General features: G+C 63.1%; 14 protein-coding genes and 2 pseudogenes. 13 read left to right on the top strand and 3 right to left on the bottom strand.

Annotation, left to right across the window (positions count from 1 at the left end; translation table 11 throughout):
- Nucleotides 1–37: 37 nt before the first annotated feature.
- Nucleotides 38–1,840, bottom strand: coding sequence for an NAD(P)-binding domain-containing protein (locus tag AC0L2Z_RS12760; RefSeq protein ID WP_473628161.1), 1,803 nt, complete (start codon nt 1,838–1,840; stop codon nt 38–40).
- Nucleotides 1,841–1,978: 138 nt separating this feature from the next.
- Here AC0L2Z_RS12760 and AC0L2Z_RS12755 point away from each other — a divergent pair, with 138 nt between their 5' ends.
- The 10 genes and pseudogenes from AC0L2Z_RS12755 to AC0L2Z_RS12710 all read left to right on the top strand — a co-directional run bounded on the left by AC0L2Z_RS12755 (nt 1,979) and on the right by AC0L2Z_RS12710 (nt 12,885).
- On the top strand, nt 1,979–2,179 hold the full coding sequence (locus AC0L2Z_RS12755) for a hypothetical protein (protein ID WP_091594240.1): 201 nt from the start codon (nt 1,979–1,981) through the stop codon (nt 2,177–2,179).
- A gap of 120 nt (nt 2,180–2,299) precedes the next feature.
- A complete protein-coding gene (locus AC0L2Z_RS12750) occupies nt 2,300–4,081 on the top strand; it encodes an acetolactate synthase 3 large subunit (RefSeq protein ID WP_287290879.1) in 1,782 nt (593 codons plus the stop codon).
- A gap of 88 nt (nt 4,082–4,169) precedes the next feature.
- Entirely contained in the window at nt 4,170–4,745 is a 576-nt protein-coding gene (gene ilvN, locus AC0L2Z_RS12745) for an acetolactate synthase small subunit (protein WP_091594244.1), read from the top strand.
- Nucleotides 4,746–4,895: 150 nt separating this feature from the next.
- On the top strand, nt 4,896–5,492 hold the full coding sequence (locus AC0L2Z_RS12740) for a LysE family translocator (RefSeq protein WP_287219128.1): 597 nt from the start codon (nt 4,896–4,898) through the stop codon (nt 5,490–5,492).
- Between the two features lie 167 nt (nt 5,493–5,659).
- Nucleotides 5,660–6,889, top strand: a complete 1,230-nt coding sequence (locus AC0L2Z_RS12735) for an efflux RND transporter periplasmic adaptor subunit (RefSeq protein WP_473628160.1) — start codon at nt 5,660–5,662, stop codon at nt 6,887–6,889.
- Nucleotides 6,886–10,051, top strand: a pseudogene (locus AC0L2Z_RS12730) (efflux RND transporter permease subunit). The gene AC0L2Z_RS12735 and the pseudogene AC0L2Z_RS12730 overlap by 4 nt, the downstream one beginning before the upstream one ends.
- A gap of 65 nt (nt 10,052–10,116) precedes the next feature.
- The gene (gene nthA / locus AC0L2Z_RS12725) at nt 10,117–10,722 is read left to right on the top strand and encodes a nitrile hydratase subunit alpha (RefSeq protein ID WP_023798807.1); all 606 of its coding nucleotides are present in this window, start codon (nt 10,117–10,119) and stop codon (nt 10,720–10,722) included.
- Complete coding sequence (gene nthB / locus AC0L2Z_RS12720; protein WP_473628158.1) at nt 10,719–11,378, top strand: nitrile hydratase subunit beta; 660 nt, start codon at nt 10,719–10,721, stop codon at nt 11,376–11,378. Before nthA ends, nthB begins: the two co-directional genes overlap by 4 nt.
- The gene (locus tag AC0L2Z_RS12715) at nt 11,365–11,745 is read left to right on the top strand and encodes a nitrile hydratase accessory protein (RefSeq protein ID WP_473628157.1); all 381 of its coding nucleotides are present in this window, start codon (nt 11,365–11,367) and stop codon (nt 11,743–11,745) included. The genes nthB and AC0L2Z_RS12715 overlap by 14 nt, the downstream gene beginning before the upstream one ends.
- A gap of 118 nt (nt 11,746–11,863) precedes the next feature.
- Nucleotides 11,864–12,885: pseudogene (locus AC0L2Z_RS12710) on the top strand (IS630 family transposase).
- A gap of 112 nt (nt 12,886–12,997) precedes the next feature.
- Here AC0L2Z_RS12710 and AC0L2Z_RS12705 read toward each other — a convergent pair.
- Complete coding sequence (locus AC0L2Z_RS12705) at nt 12,998–16,342, bottom strand: AAA family ATPase (RefSeq protein ID WP_473628155.1); 3,345 nt, start codon at nt 16,340–16,342, stop codon at nt 12,998–13,000.
- A 350-nt stretch (nt 16,343–16,692) separates the two neighbouring features.
- On the opposite strand from AC0L2Z_RS12705, the gene AC0L2Z_RS12700 reads away from it, so the two are divergent.
- Entirely contained in the window at nt 16,693–17,820 is a 1,128-nt protein-coding gene (locus tag AC0L2Z_RS12700; protein ID WP_473628153.1) for an ATP-dependent DNA helicase, read from the top strand.
- Nucleotides 17,821–17,878: 58 nt separating this feature from the next.
- On the opposite strand, the gene AC0L2Z_RS12695 is transcribed toward AC0L2Z_RS12700, so the two are convergent.
- Complete coding sequence (locus tag AC0L2Z_RS12695) at nt 17,879–18,283, bottom strand: SpoIIAA family protein (RefSeq protein ID WP_128167059.1); 405 nt, start codon at nt 18,281–18,283, stop codon at nt 17,879–17,881.
- Nucleotides 18,284–18,395: 112 nt separating this feature from the next.
- Between AC0L2Z_RS12695 and AC0L2Z_RS12690 the strand changes: the two genes are divergently transcribed.
- Entirely contained in the window at nt 18,396–19,136 is a 741-nt protein-coding gene (locus AC0L2Z_RS12690; RefSeq protein WP_287138192.1) for a pyridoxine 5'-phosphate synthase, read from the top strand.
- A gap of 103 nt (nt 19,137–19,239) precedes the next feature.
- A complete protein-coding gene (locus AC0L2Z_RS12685) occupies nt 19,240–21,153 on the top strand; it encodes a potassium transporter Kup (protein WP_023798815.1) in 1,914 nt (637 codons plus the stop codon).
- The last annotated feature ends 221 nt before the right edge of the window (nt 21,154–21,374 follow it).

Below are 21,374 nucleotides of genomic sequence, written 5' to 3'. Positions count from 1 at the left end.
CCGACCGGCGGCGAGTCCCGGCGACAGCCTCGATCGTCTATCCTGTGTGATGGACCTGCTGCAGCCCGTAGACCGGCGTCGCGATGCCCTCGTGCCGCGCTTTCAACTGCAGCGACAGGAACTGCGAATAGTGGCGTGACTGGTGCAGATTGCCGCCGTGGAACCAGAGCGCTTCCTGTTGCGTCGGCTTCCACATGTTGCGCTGCTCGCCCTCCCAGGGACCGGGATCCTTGGTGGTGTTCGAGCCGAGCCCCCAGCATTTCCCGACTTTGTCGGCGACCTCTTTCGAGATCAGCTCTGCCGCCCAGCCGTTCATCGAACCGTAGCCGGTGGCATAGACGACGACATCGGCCGGCAGCTCGGTGCCGTCGCTGAGCAGGACCGAATGTTCCTTGATCTCGGTCACGTCGACGCCGCTCTTCAGCTTGATGGCGCCGTCGATGATCAGCTGGGAGGCGCCGATATCGATATAGTAGCCGGAACCGCGCCTGAGATATTTCATGAACAGGCCCGAACCGTCGTCGCCCCAGTCGAGCATGAAGCCAGCTCTTTCCAGGCCCTCGTAGAAGGCTGCATCACGCTCCTTCATCTTCTCGTAGAGCGGGATCTGGAATTCGTGCAGGATCTTGTAGGGCAGCGAGGCGAAGATGAGATCGGCCTTGGCCGTGGTCATGCCGTTTTGCACGGCCTGCTCCGAATAGAGCGCTCCGAGCCCGATATCCATCAGCGTGTCGGATCTGACGATGTGCGTGGTCGATCGCTGCACCATGGTGACGTCGACGCCGGCTTCCCAGAGTGCGGCGCAGATATCATGCGCGGAATTGTTCGACCCGATGACGACGACTTTCTTGCCAGCGTAGCTGTCTGGACCGGGATGTTTCGAGGAATGGTGCTGATCGCCCTTGAAATTCTCCATGCCTTTGAACTGCGGGATGTTGGGCCGGCCCGACATGCCGGTGGCCAGCACCAGCTGCTTCGGCTTCAGCGTGATGTCCTTGCCGTCGCGACGGACGACGACCGTCCATTCCTTCTTCTGATCGTCATAGGTGGCGCTCTTGGCCTGCGTGGAGGACCAATAGTTCAGCTCCATGACCTTGGTGTACATTTCCAGCCAGTCGCCGATCTTGTCCTTGGGCGAGAAGACCGGCCAGTTCCGAGGAAAGTCGATATAGGGCAAATGGTCATACCAGACCGGATCGTGCAGGCAGAGCGACTTGTAACGCTTGCGCCATGAATCGCCGGCACGCTCGTTCTTCTCGACGATAATGGTCGGCACGCCGAGCTGCCTCAGCCGGGCACCGAGCGCGATGCCGCCCTGGCCGCCGCCGATGATCAGCGTGTTGGGCTGATTGACAAAGCCGAGTTCGGCGGCTTCCTTCTCGCGCTCCTCCTTCCAGGTTGGCCGGTTTTTGCCGTGACCGTGCTTGGCACCCATCGGCCGGGCGAAGCCGGCGGGTTCCTCATGGTCCTTCAGCTCGACCATGGTGGTGAGCAGCGTCCAGATCTTGCCGTTCCTCAGCCTGATATGGCCGAAGCCGCGCGCAACCTCCGTTTCGAAACTGATCCAGCCGTCGAGCAGCCCATCGCTCTCCGTGGCATCTTCGCCTTTCGCAAGCGCCCAGTTCGATGGCTTTATCGTCGCCAACTGGCTCATCAGCATATCGCGGACCTGGTCGCGACCTTCCATGGTCTTGATGTTCCAGGTGAAGGTCACCAGGTCGCGCCAGTAGCAGTCTTCCTGAAAGCACCCGACCGATCGGTCGATGTCGCCGGCGGCGAGCGCTGCGCTGAATTGGTCGAGCACGTCGGATAGTTTCTTGGCTGGGGCCTTGTCGAGCATCAAACTTCCTCCCGTGAAGTGCTGGTTGTCATCGCGGCTTGCCGGCCCCTCCCAGGCCGGTCGACCGGAGTATCGCGGCAAACGGCGTGCCGCGTCACGTCGTCAAATAGTTTGGCGCGGTTTCAATGGCTTATCTGGATGATCGCGGACACTGATCCTGCCGGCGATCATGCGGAACGGTGGTTCGAGGCGATGGGTGCAACCGGGCTGCCTGGCCCGAACCGTCTGGCGTCTTTCATATTCGCCGTTGACAGCGGCGCAAAACCAATTCTATTGTCCGCCACCATGAAAACGGCACTCATTCTCGTAGTAGGAAAGCGTGTGGGCAAGGCGGTGTAACCGCCGGGCGAAAACCCCCCATGCGCAAGACACAGGCTCCCTCGGGGGCCTTTTTTATTGCCCGAAACACGACTAAACGACCAGCAATCGCCCGATGGCGGACAATACGGGACCAGACCGATGAGCAGTGGACAGAACGAACGGCGCGAAATGACCGGAGCCGAAATGGTGGTGCAGGCGCTGAAGGACAACGGCGTCAAGCATGTCTTCGGCTATCCGGGCGGCGCAGTTCTCCCGATCTATGATGAAATCTTCCAACAGGACGAGGTCGAGCACATCCTCGTCCGTCACGAGCAGGGTGCCGGTCATGCGGCGGAGGGCTATGCGCGGTCGACCGGCAAGGCCGGCGTCATGCTGGTGACATCGGGGCCGGGCGCCACCAACGCGGTCACGCCGCTGCAGGATGCGCTGATGGATTCGATCCCGCTGGTCTGCCTGACCGGTCAGGTGCCGACCTCGCTGATCGGCTCGGATGCGTTCCAGGAGTGCGACACGATCGGCATCACGCGGCCCTGCACCAAGCACAATTGGCTGGTGAAGGATGTCAACGAGCTCGCGGCGATCATCCATGAGGCCTTTCACGTCGCGACGACAGGACGCCCCGGTCCGGTCGTCGTCGATATCCCGAAGGACGTGCAGTTCGCCAAGGGCACCTATGTGCCGCCGCAGACGGCGCCGCGCACGAGCTATCAGCCCAAGGTCCAGGGCGACCTGGACAAGATCAAGGCGGCGGTCGAGCTGATGGCCAACGCGAAAAGGCCGATCCTCTATACCGGCGGCGGTGTCATCAATTCCGGCCCGGAAGCCAGCCATTTGCTGCGCGAACTGGTCGACCTGACCGGCTTCCCGATAACCTCGACGCTGATGGGCCTTGGCGCCTATCCGGCTTCGGGCAAGAACTGGATGGGCATGCTCGGCATGCACGGCACCTATGAAGCAAACATGGCGATGCATGATTGCGACGTCATGGTCTGCATCGGCGCGCGCTTCGACGACCGCATCACCGGCCGGCTCAGCGCGTTCTCGCCGAATTCGAAAAAGATCCATATCGACATCGATCCGTCGTCGATCAACAAGAACGTCCACACCGATGTGCCCATTATCGGCGATGTCGGCCGGGTTCTGGAGGATCTGGTGCGGCTGTGGCGGGCCACCGCCAGGGCCGACAAGAAGGCGCTGCACCCGTGGTGGGAGCAGATCGCGAAATGGCGGGCACGGGATTCGCTTGCCTACAAGATGAACCACGACGTCATCATGCCGCAATATGCCGTCCAACGGCTCTATGCGCTGACCAAGGACATGGACACCTACATCACCACCGAGGTCGGCCAGCACCAGATGTGGGCGGCGCAGCACTATCATTTCGAGAAGCCGAACCGCTGGATGACCTCCGGCGGGCTCGGCACGATGGGCTACGGCCTGCCGGCGGCGCTCGGCGTGCAGATTGCGCACCCGGATGCGCTGGTCATCGACATTGCCGGCGACGCCTCGGTGCAGATGACGATGCAGGAGATGAGCGCCGCGGTGCAGCACGAGGCGCCGATCAAGATCTTCATCCTCAACAATCAGTATATGGGCATGGTGCGGCAGTGGCAGCAGCTTCTGCACGGCAACCGGCTGTCGCATTCCTACACCGAAGCGATGCCGGATTTCGTCAAGCTCGCCGAAGCCTATGGCGGCCATGGCATCCGCTGCGAGAAGCCGGACGAACTGGACGACGCCATCAAGGAGATGATCTCGGTGAAGAAGCCGGTGATCTTCGACTGCCGGGTCGCCACGCTTGCCAACTGCTTCCCGATGATCCCGTCGGGCAAGGCGCATAACGAGATGCTGCTGCCGGACGAGGCGACCGACGAGGCGGTGGCCAACGCCATCGACGCCAAGGGCAGGGAACTGGTGTAACCCCTAACGCCCGAGCCGAGGCAGGGCTGTCGGAAGAAGCCGTGCGGAAACAGAAAAACAGCTCAAAGTTGAAAACGAGATTCATGTCATGAACGCACAGCACCTTCAACCCACCGGTTCCGCCTACTTCATCGCCAAGGAGACGGAAAGACCGGAAATCCACACGCTTTCCGTGCTGGTCGACAATGAGCCGGGCGTGCTTGCCCGGGTCATCGGCCTGTTTTCCGGACGCGGCTACAATATCGAGAGCCTGACCGTTTCCGAAACCGAGCACGAGAAGCATCTGTCACGCATCACCATCGTGACGCGCGGCACGCCGCATGTGCTGGAGCAGATCAAGCACCAACTCGAGCGCATCGTGCCGGTGCACCGTGTCGTCGACCTCACCGTGCGCTCGCACGAGCTCGGCCAGGAACGGCCGCTGGAGCGGGAACTCGCGCTGGTGAAAGTGGCCGGCACCGGCGAGGGCCGCGTCGAGGCGCTGAGGCTGGCCGATGCCTTCCGCGCCAGCGTCATCGACGCCAACACCGAGCATTTCATTTTCGAGATCACCGGCAAGGGCTCCAAGATCGACCAGTTCATCGCCATCATGAAGCCGCTCGGCCTGGTCGAGATCTGCCGCACCGGCGTGGCGGCGATGAATCGCGGCCCGCAAGGGATGTGATCATCCGGCGCTTTGGGTCCAGTGCTCTGGCACCGCCTGTATTTGTTCTGTCGGCTTGATCCTGACCTTCTGGCCCGGCTGCCGCCGTAAGCTGGCCTTTGTGCGTCTGAAGTAAAAGGACAATATTGCTGACCTGCTTGGGAGAAGCCAATGACCCTCGATGCGTTCCTTGCCCTGCTGGTCTATGCCTTCGTGACTTCGATCACACCGGGTCCGAACAACTTCATGCTTCTGGCTTCCGGCGTGAATTTCGGTTTTGCCAAAACCATTCCGCACATGCTGGGCATCAGCATCGGCTTCCTCGTGCTGTTGCTTGCCGTCGGCTTTGGTCTTGGCGCGGTGCTGACTGCGTTTCCGGTTCTCCACACCGCATTGAAGATCGCTGGCGGCGTTTATCTGCTCTATCTCGCCTGGAAGATCGCCATGTCGCGTTCGCTCAGCAGCAAGGGCGAGACCAAGGCGCGACCGATGCGCTTCATCGATGCGGCAGCGTTCCAGTGGGTCAATCCCAAGGCGTGGGTGATGGCGATCACCGCCATGGCCGTCTATGCCGTTCCGGAGCATCCGTTTCTGTCGGTGGCGCTGGTTTCGATAGCCTTCACCGTCGTCAACCTGCCGAGCGTTTCGGTGTGGGCAGGTTTCGGCACGGCGCTGCGCGGTTTTCTGTCGGACCCGGTGCGGCTGAAATGGTTCAACATCGCAATGGGCGTGCTGCTGGCAGCGACGTTGTGGCCGATGCTGCGGTAGCTGCCGTTTTACTGTGCAATGCACATTAAATCTTCGTAATCCCGGGTTTTGGCCCTTTTTTGCCCTCGGCACCTTCTATCTATTTGGTGAAACCGCGGCACGAGGCTGCGAGTTATACCCAGACATGACCACCGAACCACGGCGTGTCGGAGGGAAGGTCTTTGACGATGCCTGGAAAGATCGTGCTTGCGATGCTTGCGGTCGCCTGCCTTGTCGCGGCTGGGCTCGGTCTTTCGCCCGCGGCAACGGACAAGGCCCGGCAGATGCTGTCAGCGGGTCAGGCGCCTGACAAACCGGCGGCCGCCGCGAATGCCGCACGTGCGACCGCGGTGGTTGCCGCCACCGCTTCGACGGCCGATTTCCCGATCCGGCGCTACGCTATCGGCTTTGTATCCTCGCCCGCCGTGGTCAGCGTGAATGCGCGGATCTCGAGCCAGATCACATCGATCGCCGTCAAGGACGGGCAGATGGTGAAGGCCGGCGACCTTCTGTTCTCGCTGGACGACCGCGCGCTGAAGGCGCAACTGGCCCGTGACCAGGCGACGCTCGCCAAGGACCAGGCGCTGCTTGCCAGTGCGACGGCCGATCTTGAGCGTGCCAAGGCTCTTGTCGCCAGGCAGGCCGGCACGCAGCAGACCTATGACCAGGCGATCGCCGCGCAGAAGTCCGCTGCGGCCACGGTCGATGCCGACAGAGCAACGCTCGAAGCGGACGAGGTCCAACTCGACTTTGCCACGATCACGGCGCCGATTTCCGGCAGGCTGGGTGCGGTCAGCGTCGCGATCGGCGATCTCGTCACCACCAACAGCGGCAGCAGCACGTCGACCCCGCTGGTGACCATCACCCAGATGGACCCGCTGCTGGTGAACTTCAATCTTCCGGAAAGCGATCTTGCCCTTTTGCACAAGGCGCTGGCGGCGCCAGGGCAAGGCGCAGTCACGCTGACCAGGGACGGCCACCCGACACCGATCGGCAAGGGGACCCTCGATTTCGTCGATTCCAGCGTCGACACCGCCTCCGGCACGATTGCTGCGCGGGCCAGCGTGCCCAACCCCGATCTTTCGCTGTGGCCGGGCCAGTATGTCAATGTCGTGCTCGATGCCGGCATCATGCCGCAAATGACCTCGGTTCCCACGGTTGCGGTCCAGCCAAGCCAGAAGGGGCCGTTCGTCTATGTGATCAAGCCCGACAACACGGTGGAGGTGCGGCCCGTGCAGGTCGCACTGACCGAAGGCGACAACAGCGCTATCGGCGAGGGGCTGAAAAGCGGCGAAAATGTCGTCGTCGAGGGCCAGGCAAAGCTGAAGGACGGCGCGCGGGTCCGCGAAGGCGATGCCGTTGATCGGGCGCCTCCCAGGGTTGCCGAGGCTGGCAAGGCGGGCGGGACGCGGCCGTGATCTCCGAATTCTGCATCCGCAGACCTGTCGCCACCCTGCTCATGTCGTTTGCGCTCGTGCTGGGCGGGCTGTTCGCTTACAGGTTCCTGCCGGTGGCCGCTCTGCCGAGCGCCGAGTTTCCGGTGGTCAATGTCTCGGCCTCGCTGCCCGGCGCCTCGCCGGAAACCATGGCGACCTCGGTGGCAACGCCGCTGATCAAGCAGTTCACCACCATCGCCGGCATCGATTCGATCTCGACCACCAACGCGCTCGGCTCGACCTCGATTGCCATCCAGTTCGTGCTTAACCGCGATATCGATGCGGCCGCCGCCGACGTGCAGGCGGCGATCGCGCGAACGCAGCGGCAATTGCCGCCCGAGATGACCAGCCCGCCGAGCTACCGCAAGGTCAATCCGGCCGATGCGCCGATCCTGCTGATGTCGCTGGTCAGCGACACGGTTCCGCTGACCGATCTCGATGCTTTTGCCGAGAATGTGATCTCGCCGTCGCTGTCGACGATCGAAGGCGTGGCGCAGGTCTCGATCTTCGGCCAGCAGAAATACGCGGTGCGCGTCCAGATCGATCCGACGGCACTCGCCGCACGAGGCATTTCGATCGACCAGCTGCAGACGGCGATCGCCTCGGCCAACAGCAACACGCCGCTCGGCGTGCTGCAGAACGAAAAGCAGCAGCTGACCATCACCGCCAATACCCAACTGAACAACGCGGCGGGATTTTCCAACATCATCATTGCCACCAGGAACGGCCGTCCGGTGCGGCTCGGCGAGGTCACCCGCGTCATCGATTCCGTCGAGACCACGACGACGGCAAGCTGGTACGACGGCACCCGCGCGATCATCATGGCGGTGCAGCGTCAGCCCGATGCCAACACCGTCGACGTCGTCGACCGCGTCAAGGCGATGCTGCCGTCCTTCCAGGATCAGATGCCGGCGGCGGCCAGCATCCGGTTGCTCAACGACCGCTCGACGTCGATCCGCGAGGCGGTCGACGACATGCAGTTCACGCTGCTGCTCACCATCGCGCTGGTGGTGATGGTGATTTTCCTGTTCCTGCGCCGGGTAACGGCGACGATCATCCCGGCGGTGGCGGTGCCGATCTCGCTGATCGCCACGCTTGGCGCCATGTTCCTGTTCGGCTTTTCCATCGACAACATCTCGCTGATGGGGCTGACGCTGGCGGTCGGCCTTGTCGTCGACGACGCGATCGTCATGCTGGAGAACATTTTTCGCCACATGGAGGAGGAGGGACTCTCGGCCTTCGACGCGGCGCTCAAGGGGGCGCGCGAAATCGGCTTCACCATTATTTCGATCTCGATCTCGCTGGTCGCTGTGTTCATCCCCGTGCTTTTGATGGGCGGCGTGATCGGGCGCATCTTCAACGAATTCGCGGTGGTGGTGACGGTCGCCATCCTGGCCTCGATGTTCGTGTCGCTGACGCTGACGCCGATGCTGTGCTCGCTGCTCTTGTCGGTTTCGAGGGCTGAGCGCGAAGCAGCGCAGGGCGAAGGTCACAGGCACAATTTCTTCATGCGGGGTTATGACTGGCTGCTGACAGTTTGCCTGCGGCACAGGTTCCTGGTTCTTCTCGTCTTCATTGGGACGGCCGCACTGTCGGCCTGGCTGATCCAGACCTCGCCGAAGGGCTTCTTTCCGCAGGAGGATATCGGCCAGATTTCGGTGACGACCACCGCGCGCCAGGACATCTCGTTCGACGCCATGATGAAGCTGCAGGGGCAAGTGGCTGATGTCTTTACCCATTCACCCTATGTCTCGCATGTCGGGTGGTCGGTGGGCAGCGGCGACAACGCACTCAACCAGGGCCGGCTCTATGTGCAATTGAAGGACAAGGACCAGCGCCCCGATATCGACAAGGTGCTCTCGGATCTGCGGCGGCAGCTGGCCAATGTCCCCGGCATCGAGACCTTCATGCAGCCGGTGCAGAACCTGCGGCTCGGCGCGCGCGCTTCGGCCAGCGCCTATCAACTCGTCGTGCAGGGCCTCGACATCGGCGCGGCGGACAACTGGGCGCAGAAGCTCACCGACGCGATGGCCGCCGACCGTAGCGCCTTCACCGACGTCACCAATGACTTGCAGAACAACGCCCTGCAGGCGTCGCTGGTGGTCGACCGCGACAAGGCGGCGACGCTCGGCGTCGACACCGATACGTTGCGCTCCAGCCTCTATGGCGGTTTCGGCACCGAGCAGGTCTCGACCATCTTCGGTTCGGCCGACAGCTACGAGGTGATCATGGAGCTCGACCCGAGGATCGAGTGGTCGCCAGAAAGGATGCTGGCGATCAAGGTAAGGACGGCCAGCGGCAGCCTGGTGCCGCTCGGCGCCTTTGCCCGCGTCGATCGGACCGCCGGCGCCTTGACCGTCAATCAGCTCGGCCAGCTTCCGGCGGTGACCATTTCCTACAACCTGCCGCAGGGCGTCGCGCTCGGCGACAGCGTGAGCCGCATCGATGCGCTGAAGGAGAAGATCGGCATGCCAGCGACGATCTCGGCCACTTTTTCGGGCACGGCGAAAACTTTTCAGGATTCGCTTGCGAACCAGGGCCTGCTGATCGCCGGCGCGATCCTGACCATCTATATCGTCCTCGGCATCCTCTACGAGAGTTTTATCCATCCGCTCACCATCCTGACTGGACTGCCGTCGGCGGTGCTCGGCGCGCTTGTTGCACTGCGGCTTGCGGGGATGGACCTGTCGGTGATCGCGGTCATCGGTATCCTGATGCTGATCGGCATCGTCAAGAAGAACGGCATCATGATGATCGACGTCGCGCTCGAACTCAGGCGCGAGGGGATGTCGCCGCTCGAGTCCATTCACAAGGCCTGCCTGATGCGCTTCCGGCCGATCATGATGACGACGCTGGCGGCACTGATGGGCACGATCCCGATCGCGCTCGGCACCGGCGCCAGCGCCGAACTGCGCCAGCCGCTCGGCGTGGCGGTGGTCGGCGGCCTCGTCGCTTCCCAAGCGCTGACGCTGTTCGTCACGCCGGTCATCTATGTCTACATGGAGCATTTTTCGGGCTGGCTTGTCGGGCTGTAGGCCAAAGCGCCGGCACGAGCAGCCATCTGTCGAGGCCGTCGACCAGCCGTTGCTGTTCGAGAACGGAGAAGCGTTGCAGGGCGAGCCGCACAAGGCGGCGGCCGAATAGAAGCCGACGGGCTGGCCCAAACCGCGGCGCTTGCGGTGGAACGCTTGCAGCCGTAATTTACGGCCATGTCCCACGATCATAATCACGACAACGAACTTGATCCTTTTGCCGCCCGGGTGCGCGCACTGGAGACGATCCTCACCCAGAAAGGGCTGATCGATCCGGCCGCGATCGACGTGATCGTCGACACCTACGAGACAAAGATCGGTCCGCGTAACGGCGCCAAGGTGGTGGCGAAGGCGTGGGTCGAGCCGGACTTTGCCGTTTTGCTGAAACGCGACGCGACGGCGGCGATCGGCTCGCTCGGCTACACCGGACGGCAGGGCGAGCACATGCAGGCCGTGTTCAACACGGCGGACACGCACAACCTCGTCGTCTGCACGCTGTGCTCCTGCTACCCGTGGTCGGTGCTCGGCCTGCCGCCGGTCTGGTACAAGGCGCCGCCCTATCGTTCGCGCGCGGTCATCGATCCGCGCGGCGTGCTCGGGGAATTCGGGCTGACCTTGCCGGCAACGACAAAGATCCGGGTGTGGGATTCTACCGCCGAGCTGCGTTACCTGGTCGTGCCGATGCGGCCGAAGGGCACCGACAGCTGGAGCGAGGAGCGGCTGGCGGATCTGGTGACGCGCGACGCGATGATCGGCACCGGACTGGCGCGGGAGCCGGCATGAACGGGCCGCAGGATCTCGGCGGGCAGATGGGGTTCGGGCCGGTCGCACCCGAAAAGGACGAGCCCTGTTTCCATGCCGCCTGGGAAAGGCGGGCGCTTGGAGTGACCTTGTGCGCGGGCGCCATGGGCGCCTGGACCATCGACGAGAGCCGGCATGCGCGGGAATTGCTGGATCCCGCCGACTATTATGGCTCCAGCTACTACGAGATCTGGATCAAGGCGCTCGAAACCTTGCTGAAGCGACATGGTTTTGTCAGCGACCGCGATCTGGCCGCGAGCAAGGCGGTCGACCCTGCCGCGACGCCAAAGCGGGTGCTGAAGGCCGAAAACGTGCCGGCAGTGTTGGCCAAGGGCGGCCCATGCGACCGGCCGATCGCCGCGCCGGCCCGGTTCAAGGCAGGCGATATGGTGCGCACGAAGAATTTCCATCCGACCGGCCACACAAGGTTGCCACGCTACGCACGCGGCAAGCAAGGCGCCATCGAGGCGGTGCGCGCTGGTTTTGTCTTCCCTGACACCAATGCACATGGCCAAGGCGAAAACCCGCAATGGGTCTATACGGTGGTTTTTGACGGCGCCGAGATTTGGGGCGAGGGCGCCGACCCGATGCTGACCGTGTCGATCGATGCCTGGGAGAGCTATCTTGAGCCGGCGTGAGGCGAAGTCAGCCACCGCCACGCTGCCGGCGGATGCGCCGGTATTCGCCGAGCCGTGGCAGGCGGAAGCCTTCGCCATGACGGTCGCACTGCACGACAGCGGCCTGTTCTCCTGGAGCGAATGGGCGGACGCCTTGTCCGCCGAGGTCAAGCAGCCTGGTGCCGCAAGCGATGGCCACGATTATTACGAGCACTGGCTGGCGGCGCTGGAAAATTTGCTGTCGGCAAAAGGCGTTGCCGGCAAGGGCGACGTCGATGCGCTCGCTGCCGCCTGGGAACGCGCCGCGCATGCGACGCCGCATGGCAAGCCGATCCTGCTCGAGAACGATCCCAGCCCGACCGAAGGTCGTGGCGGCCCGATCGGCTAGTGGTATCGGCCTAACATAAGAGTCCGGCTTGGATTCCCTTTGGCGAAAGCGCATGCGAGTCTGGCGCATGCGCACAGGAATATCCTTCACCGTTTCGCCGACCGATCGCTAGCGACTGATGGCTGTCGTCAAAGACCGCAATGCGCCGCAGAAGCACGTCTGGCGCGCCGAGATCATGCTACTGAGTGCCGACAGCGCCGGTACCGTCGAGATCATGCGGCAGACCGGCAAGTCGAAGACCTGCGTGTGGCGCTGGCAGGAGCGCTTCGCCGCGGCAGGCTTCGAAGGACTGTTGCGCGACAAGACGCGGCCATCGCGCATTCCGCCTCTCAGTCCCGAAGTGGCGGAGCGCGTGGCGGCGCTGACGTTGCAGGACCCACTTGGCGAAACCACGCACTGGACCGCCGATATGATGGCCGAAGCCGCCGGCATCAGCGCCAGCGCGGTACGCCGCATCTGGAAGGCGCACGGCCTTCAGCCGCACCGCTGGCGGCAGTTCAAGCTGTCCAACGATCCACAGTTCGTCGACAAGCTGCGTGACGTCGTCGGCCTCTATGTCGACCCGCCAGCCCACGCCATCGTGCTGTCTGTCGACGAGAAGAGCCAGATCCAGGCACTCTACCGTACGCAGCCCGCCCTGCCCATGAAGAAGGAAGGCTCGGCACCATGACCCACGACAACCACTCTGTTGCCGCCCTCAACGTGCTCGATGGCACCGTCATCGGCAGGAACATGCAGCGACATCGTCACCAGGAGTTCATCCGCTTCCTCAACGCCATCGATGCCGAGGTGCCGGCCAGCAAGGCCATCCACGTCGTCATCGACAACTACGCCGCCCACAAGCATCCTAAGGTACGTGCCTGGCTCGACCGCCATCTGCGTTTCACCTTCCACTTCACGCCAACCTCGTGCTCGTGGCTCAACGCGGTCGAGGGCTTCTTCGCTAAACTGTCGAAGCGGCGCCTCAAGCGCGGCGTCTTCCACTCTGTCGTCGACCTCCGGGCTGCCATCAACCGCTACCTCGCAGAACACAATCAGCAACCCAAACCGTTCACTTGGACCGCCGACCCCGACAAAATCATCGCCGCCGTCAAACGTGGGCATCAAGTGTTAGATTCCATCCACGTGGTGAAAATCTGACGCTTGGCACCGGAGCCGAAATTCCGGTTTCGACCCCTCATAACAGGTTTGAGCCCGATGCGGGCATTTAGTCAGTTTGCCTCCACCCCTAGTGACATCGAGCTGACTTGAGTCACCTCAGGGTGTCGAGAAACGCCTTGGCTTCTCTCAGGTCGGGGGTCTCGAAGCCCTCGGAGAACCACTCATTCACGGGCACGAGCAGGGTGTGGGCATCGGCAGGCTTGCCTTGGTCGCGCCACAGCCGGGCAAGACCGGTGGCCGCACGCAACTCCCAGGACTTCGCGGATTGACGCCGGGCGATTTCGATCGCGTGCTCAAATGCGGCGCTCGCCTCATCGGGTCTTCCGTCCGGTAGGGCTGCCAGAAGCTGCCCGCGCAAGCAATACAGTTCGGCCTCCGGCCAACGCTCCCCTGTCCCCTCGACCACTGCCAGAGCCTCATCCAGTGCACCGAGCCCCCGTTGCATGTCCCCCGAGAGGGCACAAGCCTCGGCCAGCAGGCCCAGGAAGAACGGACGCATCCACGCCGCGCCGCTCTTCCCCCAATCCGCAAGCCCGCGCTGGATCGCTTCTATCCCGGCGGCCTCCTGACCGTGACGAGCCATGGCCCAGCCCTGGACCACCGTCGCGCTGGCGGCCCATAGATCCAACTTGTGTTCCCGGGCCAGCTCCAGCAACGCCGCCGCATGCCCCGCGGCCGCGCTGTCGTCGCGGCCGAAAGCCCCCACCAGCGCGCTGTACATCAGGGCAAACCCGAGGGTGTTCTTATGGCCGACCCGGTGGGCTACGGCCAATCCCTCGGCTTGTCGGCGGGATGCCTGATCCGGGTAGCCCAGCAGCCACAGCACCCAGGTCAGGTGGGCGAGCGCGGACACGCCAAGGTCCTGGCCAAAAACAAAGGCCGTCGAACCATGCCGTTCCGGGTCGTACAGCGCAACGGCACACTCGAGGTGCTCGCGGGCGGCGAGCAGCTCGCCCCCCACCTCATCTGTCGCGCCGCACATTCGGTGCGCCAAGCACAGCCGCTCCGGGTCTGGGTGCAGCTCGGCCAAGGCGAGAATTTGCCTGGCCAGCTTCTGCTGCTCGGGAAGCGCCATGCGTACGAATTGGACAGCCCAGAACCCATACAGCACAGGAAACTGTTGTGATGCGTCGCCTACGGCCTCTACCAACTCCTGCGCCCGGGCGAAAGCGGAGGCGGTCTCAGGTGCTGCGTGGCCGTACCGGGCAATGCACGCCTGACCAAGCATAGTCTGAAGATGAAGTTCGCGCTCTGCCCGGGCGCGGCTCTCGGGCAAGGTCCGCACGAGGTCAATGCTCCGGGTGAGATGGCCGATGGCTTCCGCAACGGCCGAGCGCCGGAAGGTGCGTTCCCCGGCCCGCTGCCAGTAGTCCGCAGCCCGCTTGGTCAGTTCCGCCTGGGTAAAGTGATGGGCCAGCAGCTCAGGTTGGGTTTCGACCACCTCCGGCCAGCGCTCTTCCAGTACCTGGGCGATCCGGGCGTGCAACTTCTGGCGTGTGCCACGCAGGAGGCTCACGTAGGCGGTGTCCTGCACGAGCGCGTGCTTGAACGTGTAGGTCGCCTCGGGCGGCGTGCCGCGCCGGAACGCGAGACCAGAATTGACGAGCTCGTCCAGTCCCTGCGCCAACGCTGCCTCGGGTAGTCCCGCCACGGCAGCCAGCAGCTCATGGTTGAACTCCCGGCCGAGTGCCGCGCCGATCTGCGCCACCTGCTTGGCGGCCGGCAGCCGATCCAGCCGAGCGGTCAGTGAAGCCTGCAAAGTGCTCGGGATCGGAAGCGCCGAGACAGCAGCATCGGGCTGGCTGGCACTCTCCAGCACGGCTTTGGTCAATTCCTCGATGAACAGGGGCACACCGTCGGTCTGCGCCACGATCCGATCCAGCATTCCGGCCGGTAATGCTTGGCCCACGACCACCTGAGAGGCGAGCGTCGCGGCTTGACGCGGACTGAGACGGCTCAGCGCCATCAAGGTCACGCCCGCCAGACCGACCCAGGGCGCCTCAAACTCCGGCCGGAAGGAGATGACCACCAGCACTGGCAGCGAGGCCAAGCGCATGATCAACCTATCCAACAGCTCCAGCGAGCTTGGATCGGCCCAATGCACGTCCTCGAACAGCATCAGCACGGGGGATCGGCGGGCCCGTTCATCGAGGATGTGAAGCAATGCCCCGAAGGTCTGCTCCTTCTTGCGCTCCGGGCTGAGAGCCAGTGGCGGGTACCGCTCGCCACCCGGCACGCCGAGCATCTCGGCAATGAGCGCCAGCTCATGCGAGGCGGCGAGTGGGTGTAGCAGGGTTTCCAGCTTGACGAGCCGAGCCTCCGCAGGCTCGCCGTCCACGAAGCCTACCTCGTTCTTCCAGCGTGCGATGATCGGTTGGAGGGCGCTCTCACGGTGATGGGGCGAGCAGAAGTACTTGAGTTTGAGATGCACCTTTCCAGCTACGTGCTCCTCAAGCGCAGCGATCAGGCGGGACTTGCCGATGCCGGGCTCGCCGGCGATGAGCACGACCTGCCCTTCGCCGCCCTTCGCCTGCCGCCAGCGGCGCAGCAGCAGATCGAGCTCGTCATCGCGCCCGACCAGCGGCGTGAGGGCGGCCGGATGCATCGCGTCGAAGCGGCTCTGAACCATGGCCTCGCCAAGCACCTGCCAGGTGCGGACAGGGCCAGTTAGCCCTTTGAGGTGAACCGAACCAAGCTCGCGGCACTCGAACAGGCCGCCGATGCGCCGCCGTGTTTCTGCGTCGATCACTGCGCATCCAGGATCAGCAAGGGATTGTAGCCGCGCGGCAACGTTCGGGGTCTCGCCGATTACAGCCTGCTCCTGTGCGGCCCCGGCCCCCAGCAGGTCGCCCACGACGGCGAGGCCACTGGCGATGCCGACGCGTGCGGACAACCGCTCATCGGCGGGCGCAATCTGGCCAACCGCTTCCAGCGTGGCCAAGGCGGCGCGTACTGCGCGCTCGGCATCGGCCTCGTCGGCCTGGGGCCAACCGAAATAGACCAGGACTCCATCGCCCATGTACTTCGCGACGAAGCCGCCGAAGCGACCAACCGTCTCGGCAATGCGGCGGTGGTAGGTCCCGATCACCTCGCGCATGTCCTCGGGGTCCAGGTGCGCGGCGAGCGCCGTGGAGCCGACGAGGTCGACGAACATCACACTAAGTTGGCGCCGCTCCGCCTCAGGGGACGGCAGGGCCACTGTCCCGGAGATCGTGCTCTGTGGCTGGATGGATGGGGACATGGCTGGAGGCGAGCCCGCGCGCACGGCGGCGATGGCGGCGAGCAACTTGCGGCGGTGGCCGATCGAGACGACGCCAAGTCCGCTCAGATCATCGGCGGTGAGGTCGGCTAGGACGTCGCCATCGATGTCGTTCTCGCGGAACGCCTGTTCGTACTGTCCCAGCCCCAGATCGCGCAGCCACGCGCCAATGTCCATGGCCCTCTCCCGGGTTCGTGGCGACCGGAACGCTAAGGTCTTCAATCTACCCCAAAATCGCGGAGAGGGCATGATGAAACGTCACGAGCTACCTTCGGATAAAGGGCAGCTCGTGCCAGCACCAAGCAGACTTTCGCCGCTCTGTCGGCCAGCTTCCGCTTTCCACCTAAAACCGAAGTCTGTATCGGGTACTGAGCGTCAGGTTTTCACCACAAGGTCGTGGCGGCTCGACTTCGATCTCTTTAGGTTCCGTCTTCTGCCTGATAACTTGCGCCATTGGAAGCGGTGCGGCCCGCCGCCGATGATCGTTGCGCCTTGTCTTTCCCTCGCGAATCCGGTCTCTCGCGCTGATGGAATTCTCTCCTCAACAGGACGATGCGCTGAAGGCGGTCGCCACCTGGCTCAAGACCGGAAAGCCGCAGCTGTTCCGGCTGTTCGGCTATGCCGGCACCGGCAAGACGACGCTGGCGCGCTATTTCGCCGAGCATGTCGACGGCCAGGTGCAGTTCGCCGCCTTCACCGGCAAGGCGGCGCAGGTGCTGCGTTCCAAGGGCGCGGTCAATGCCCGCACCATCCATTCGCTGATCTACCGGCCGAAGGGCGAGGAATCGGTGGCGGACGAGGTGACCGGCAAGACTTCGATGTCGCCGACCTTTTCGCTCAACCGGCAAAGCCCGATCTCGCGGGCCAAGCTCGTCGTCATCGACGAATGTTCGATGGTAGACGAGCAGCTTGGCCGCGACCTCTTGAGTTTCGGCACGCCGATCCTGGTTCTCGGCGATCCCGGCCAGCTGCCGCCGATCTCGGGCGGCGGCTTCTTCACCGACCATGAACCGGATATTCTGCTCACCGAGATCCACCGGCAGGCGCGCCACAACCCGATTATCCGGCTGGCGCTCGACGTGCGCGAGGGCCGCGAGTTCATGCGCGGCGACTATGGCGCGGCGCAGGTGATCGGCAAGGAAGACGTCACCCAGGAACTGGTGCTGAAGGCGGACCAGGTGCTGGTCGGCACCAACAGGACGCGGCGTCGCTATAATCAGCGGCTGCGCGAGCTGAAGGGGTTCAATGCCGACTATCCACAGGCCGGCGACAAGCTCGTCTGCCTGCGCAATGACCCAGCCAAGGGACTGCTCAACGGTTCGCTGTGGAAGGTGATGACCTCGTCGCGCGAGACGGTGAAACCCGGCATCAATCTGCTGGTCTCCCCGGAGGAGGACGATCCGGACCGCGGCGTCGCCAAGATCAAGCTGCTCAAAGCGGCGTTCGAGGACCCGGACGCCGACATTCCCTGGCAGCAGAAAAAACGCTTCGACGATTTCGACTATGGCTACGCGCTGACCGTGCACAAGGCGCAAGGCTCGCAGTGGAACGAGATCGTGCTTTTCGACGAAAGTTGGGCGTTCAAGGAAACCCGCCAGCGCTGGCTCTATACGGCAATCACGCGCGCGGCGGAACGGCTGACGATTGTCAGATAGCCCGGTCGAGCAGCCCCCATGGACCAGGAATCTGGGACTGGCACGGGGTCGACCTGCGTCAGCGTGGGGCCAGCGGTCTGGCGTCGAGCCATTCCCAGGCGGATGCTTCGTCCTTTGCCTCGAAATGCCTGAGTTCGACGGCTGAGGAAGCAGGCAGCACGCTCTGTGCGTTGGGTACCCAGTTCGGCTCGCCGAGCGCAGCGCAGCGGCCGACATGCTCCACGGCATGGGCCGTGCCCTGTTCAAGCGTTTCGTCCGACACATCGGCCCAATCGACGCCTTCATGGTCGATCAGGCGCACCAGCACATCGATTTTCGGGTGCAGCGCGTAGGCCGCCTCCAGCAATCCGAACAGGTTTTCCGCATCGGCCGCCGTGACATGGCCGACGACGTCGATGGCGAACAGGTCGTCGCGGTCGGTGTCGATGCGGCGAACCGCCGGCACGTCTTCAAGATAATTCACGGGTCTTCCTCTTGCTGGATATTATACGTCCCTCTGGAACACCGAAAACCCCCTGTCTGTTCCCGCCAAAGGCGGTATAGATGGCCGCGATTATATCCGGACCCGACAAGCTATGCCTGCAAAACTCTCCGTCAATCTCAATGCCATCGCCATGCTGCGCAACCGGCGCGACCTGCCGTGGCCAAGCCTCATCGGGCTCGGGCGCCTGGCGCTGGCAGCGGGCGCGCATGGCCTGACCGTGCATCCGCGGCCCGACGAGCGGCACACCAGGCATTCCGACCTGCCGCAGATCAGGGCGCTGATCGACGACGAGTTCCCCAAGGCGGAGTTCAACATCGAGGGCTATCCAAGCGAGGATTTCCTGGCGCTTGTAGAAAAGCACCAGCCGGAGCAGGTGACGCTGGTGCCCGATGACCCTGCCCAGGCCACCTCGGACCATGGCTGGAACTTTGCCGCCGAGGCGGCGTTCCTGACACCGATCGTCAAACGGCTGAAGAAGGGGGGCTTTCGCGTGTCGTTGTTTTCCGACCCGGATCCGTCAGGCATGAACGCCGCGCGCGACACTGGCGCCGACCGGATCGAGCTCTACACGGGGCCGTATGGCAGCTTTCATTCCAATTCGGCAAAAGCGGCGAATGAGCTGGAAAGATTGGGAAAAACCGCGGATGCAGCGCTTGCCGCCGGACTTCAGGTCAATGCCGGCCACGATCTGGTGGTGAACAACCTGCCGGCATTGGCAAAACGGATCCCGGCATTGGCTGAAGTGTCGATCGGACATGGGTTGACAGCCGATGCGTTGGAGTATGGCATGGCCAATACGGTCAAAAGATTTCTGAAGGCCTGTGGGTGGTAGAGATGGAAGCGTCGCTTTGCGGACATGGCAGCCATCACGTTGGGGCACTTGATATTGCATCGCAGCAAGCGTAGAGCACCGCGCGCTTATCGGAGTGTCGTCCATGGCCCTTACCAACAGTGGTAGTGAGGCAGAACCAGTCGAACAATCCAGCCATCCTGAGGTCGAAAAGCACAGCACCAAGGTCTTGATGCTGGGCGCCCTCGGCGTGGTCTATGGCGATATCGGCACCAGCCCTATTTATGCGCTTCGCGAAGCACTGCATGCTTCGTCGGGCACCGATCCGCGCAGTGCCGTTCTGGGCATTCTGTCGCTGATCGTCTGGGCACTGACGATTATCGTGACAATAAAGTATGTCGCCTTCGTGCTTCGGGCGGATAACAAGGGTGAAGGCGGTACCCTGTCGCTTATGGCGCTGGCCCGGAAAGCCTATCCGGCTGGTTCCGGCATTATTCTTGTCATTGGTCTGTGCGGAGCCGCACTGTTTTTCGGCGATGCGATCATAACGCCGGCCATTTCGGTGCTTTCGGCGGTGGAAGGGCTGAGCGTCGTGACCCCGGCGTTCGATCCATATGTGGTTCCCATTACATTGGTGATTCTTGCCGTCTTGTTCGCCGTGCAGCGCTTCGGGACCGGCAGGGTGGCCTCGGTTTTCGGGCCGGTGACGGCGCTCTGGTTTCTGGCGATCGGCATTGCCGGATTGGTGCATATCCTCGACGATGTCTCGGTCCTTCTGGCAATCAATCCCTATTATGCGGTGGCCTACCTTGCCGAGGCCAAAGCGGGCGCGTTTCTCACCGTCGGCGCGGTTTTTCTGGCGGTTACCGGTGCCGAAGCGCTTTACGTCGATCTCGGACATTTCGGTCGCCGTCCAATCGTGCTGGCCTGGTTCTGGATCGTCTTTCCCTGCCTGCTGCTCAGCTATTTTGGGCAAGGCGCATTCGTTCTTGCTCATGGGGGCGTGCCCGACAATCCGTTCTTCCAGATGCTGCCGGAATGGGCACTGATACCGATGGTCGGGCTCGCTACAGCAGCGACTGTCATCGCCAGTCAAGCCGTTATCTCCGGAGCGTTTTCGCTGACCCGGCAAGCGGTGCAGCTCAATCTTCTGCCCAGAATCGAAGTTCAGCATACTTCCGAGATGCAGCTTGGCCAGATTTACATGCCACGCGTGAACCTCATTCTCGCGCTCGGCGTGATGCTGCTGGTCGTCGGCTTTGGCAGTTCGAGTTCGCTGGCTTCCGCCTATGGGATTTCGGTGACAGGCGAGATGCTGATGACGACGATTTTGCTGTTCGTGGTGATGCGGTGGCAATGGAAATGGCAGACCGCGCTCGCTGCGGCGCTGGCGCTGCTGTTTGGCACGATCGACACCGGCTTCTTCCTGGCGAATATCGTGAAATTCGTGGAAGGCGGATGGGTTTCAATCGCCGTGGCCTGTATCATGGGGCTGATCATGGGGACCTGGATACGCGGCAGCCGCTATCTGTTCGACAAGACGCGCAGGAACGAGATTCCGCTCGATTTCCTTGCCGCCAATTTGTTGAAGAAGAAGCCGCAGCTGGTGTCCGGCACGGCCGTGTTCCTGACCAGCGATCCGGTCAGCGCGCCGACCGCGCTGATGCACAGCCTGAAGCACTACAAGGTGCTGCACGAACAGAACGTCATCCTCTCGGTGGTGACGGCGCAGCAGCCTGTCGTGCCAGACAGTGACCGGGTCAAGATGGAAACGATCAACGATCTGTTCATGCGGGTGACACTGACCTTCGGCTACATGGAACAGCCCAACATCCCGCGTGCGCTGGCGATCTGCCGCAAGCAGGGCTGGAAATTCGACATCATGACGACCTCCTTCTTCCTGTCGCGGCGCTCGCTCAAGGCCTCACCCAATTCCGGCATGCCGGTGTGGCAGGACAAGCTGTTCATCGGCTTGGCGCGCACGGCAGCCGATGCGACCGAGTATTTCCAGATCCCGACCGGACGTGTGGTCGAGATCGGAACGCAGGTGGCGATTTAGAGCCGCTTCGGCGCGATCCTTCGCGCCCCCCTCTGTCCTGCCGGACATCTCCCCCACAAGGGGGGAGATCGGCAGCTTCGGCCTTACAGCCTTCCTGCGACGCTGAAGATTGGCGAAAACCTCGTGACGGCCAATCTCCCCCCGTGTGGGGGAGATGTCCGGCAGGACAGAGGGGGGCGCTGTCCCATAGGCGCTAACCTTAGGGGTAGACTGGTGGAATC

The sequence above is a fragment of the Mesorhizobium sp. WSM4850 genome (genome assembly GCF_055811735.1).
Note: the sequence above shows the minus strand (reverse complement) of the source record. Positions and strands in the feature narration are given on the sequence as shown.

Coding starts and splice junctions, on each gene's coding strand:
- AC0L2Z_RS12760 (WP_473628161.1), bottom strand. CDS start 1,840: ATGCTCGACAAGGCCCCAGCCAAGAAACTATCCGACGTGCTCGACCAA.
- AC0L2Z_RS12755 (WP_091594240.1), top strand. CDS start 1,979: ATGATCGCGGACACTGATCCTGCCGGCGATCATGCGGAACGGTGGTTC.
- AC0L2Z_RS12750 (WP_287290879.1), top strand. CDS start 2,300: ATGAGCAGTGGACAGAACGAACGGCGCGAAATGACCGGAGCCGAAATG.
- ilvN (WP_091594244.1), top strand. CDS start 4,170: ATGAACGCACAGCACCTTCAACCCACCGGTTCCGCCTACTTCATCGCC.
- AC0L2Z_RS12740 (WP_287219128.1), top strand. CDS start 4,896: ATGACCCTCGATGCGTTCCTTGCCCTGCTGGTCTATGCCTTCGTGACT.
- AC0L2Z_RS12735 (WP_473628160.1), top strand. CDS start 5,660: ATGCCTGGAAAGATCGTGCTTGCGATGCTTGCGGTCGCCTGCCTTGTC.
- nthA (WP_023798807.1), top strand. CDS start 10,117: ATGTCCCACGATCATAATCACGACAACGAACTTGATCCTTTTGCCGCC.
- nthB (WP_473628158.1), top strand. CDS start 10,719: ATGAACGGGCCGCAGGATCTCGGCGGGCAGATGGGGTTCGGGCCGGTC.
- AC0L2Z_RS12705 (WP_473628155.1), bottom strand. CDS start 16,342: ATGGACATTGGCGCGTGGCTGCGCGATCTGGGGCTGGGACAGTACGAA.
- AC0L2Z_RS12700 (WP_473628153.1), top strand. CDS start 16,693: ATGGAATTCTCTCCTCAACAGGACGATGCGCTGAAGGCGGTCGCCACC.
- AC0L2Z_RS12690 (WP_287138192.1), top strand. CDS start 18,396: ATGCCTGCAAAACTCTCCGTCAATCTCAATGCCATCGCCATGCTGCGC.
- AC0L2Z_RS12685 (WP_023798815.1), top strand. CDS start 19,240: ATGGCCCTTACCAACAGTGGTAGTGAGGCAGAACCAGTCGAACAATCC.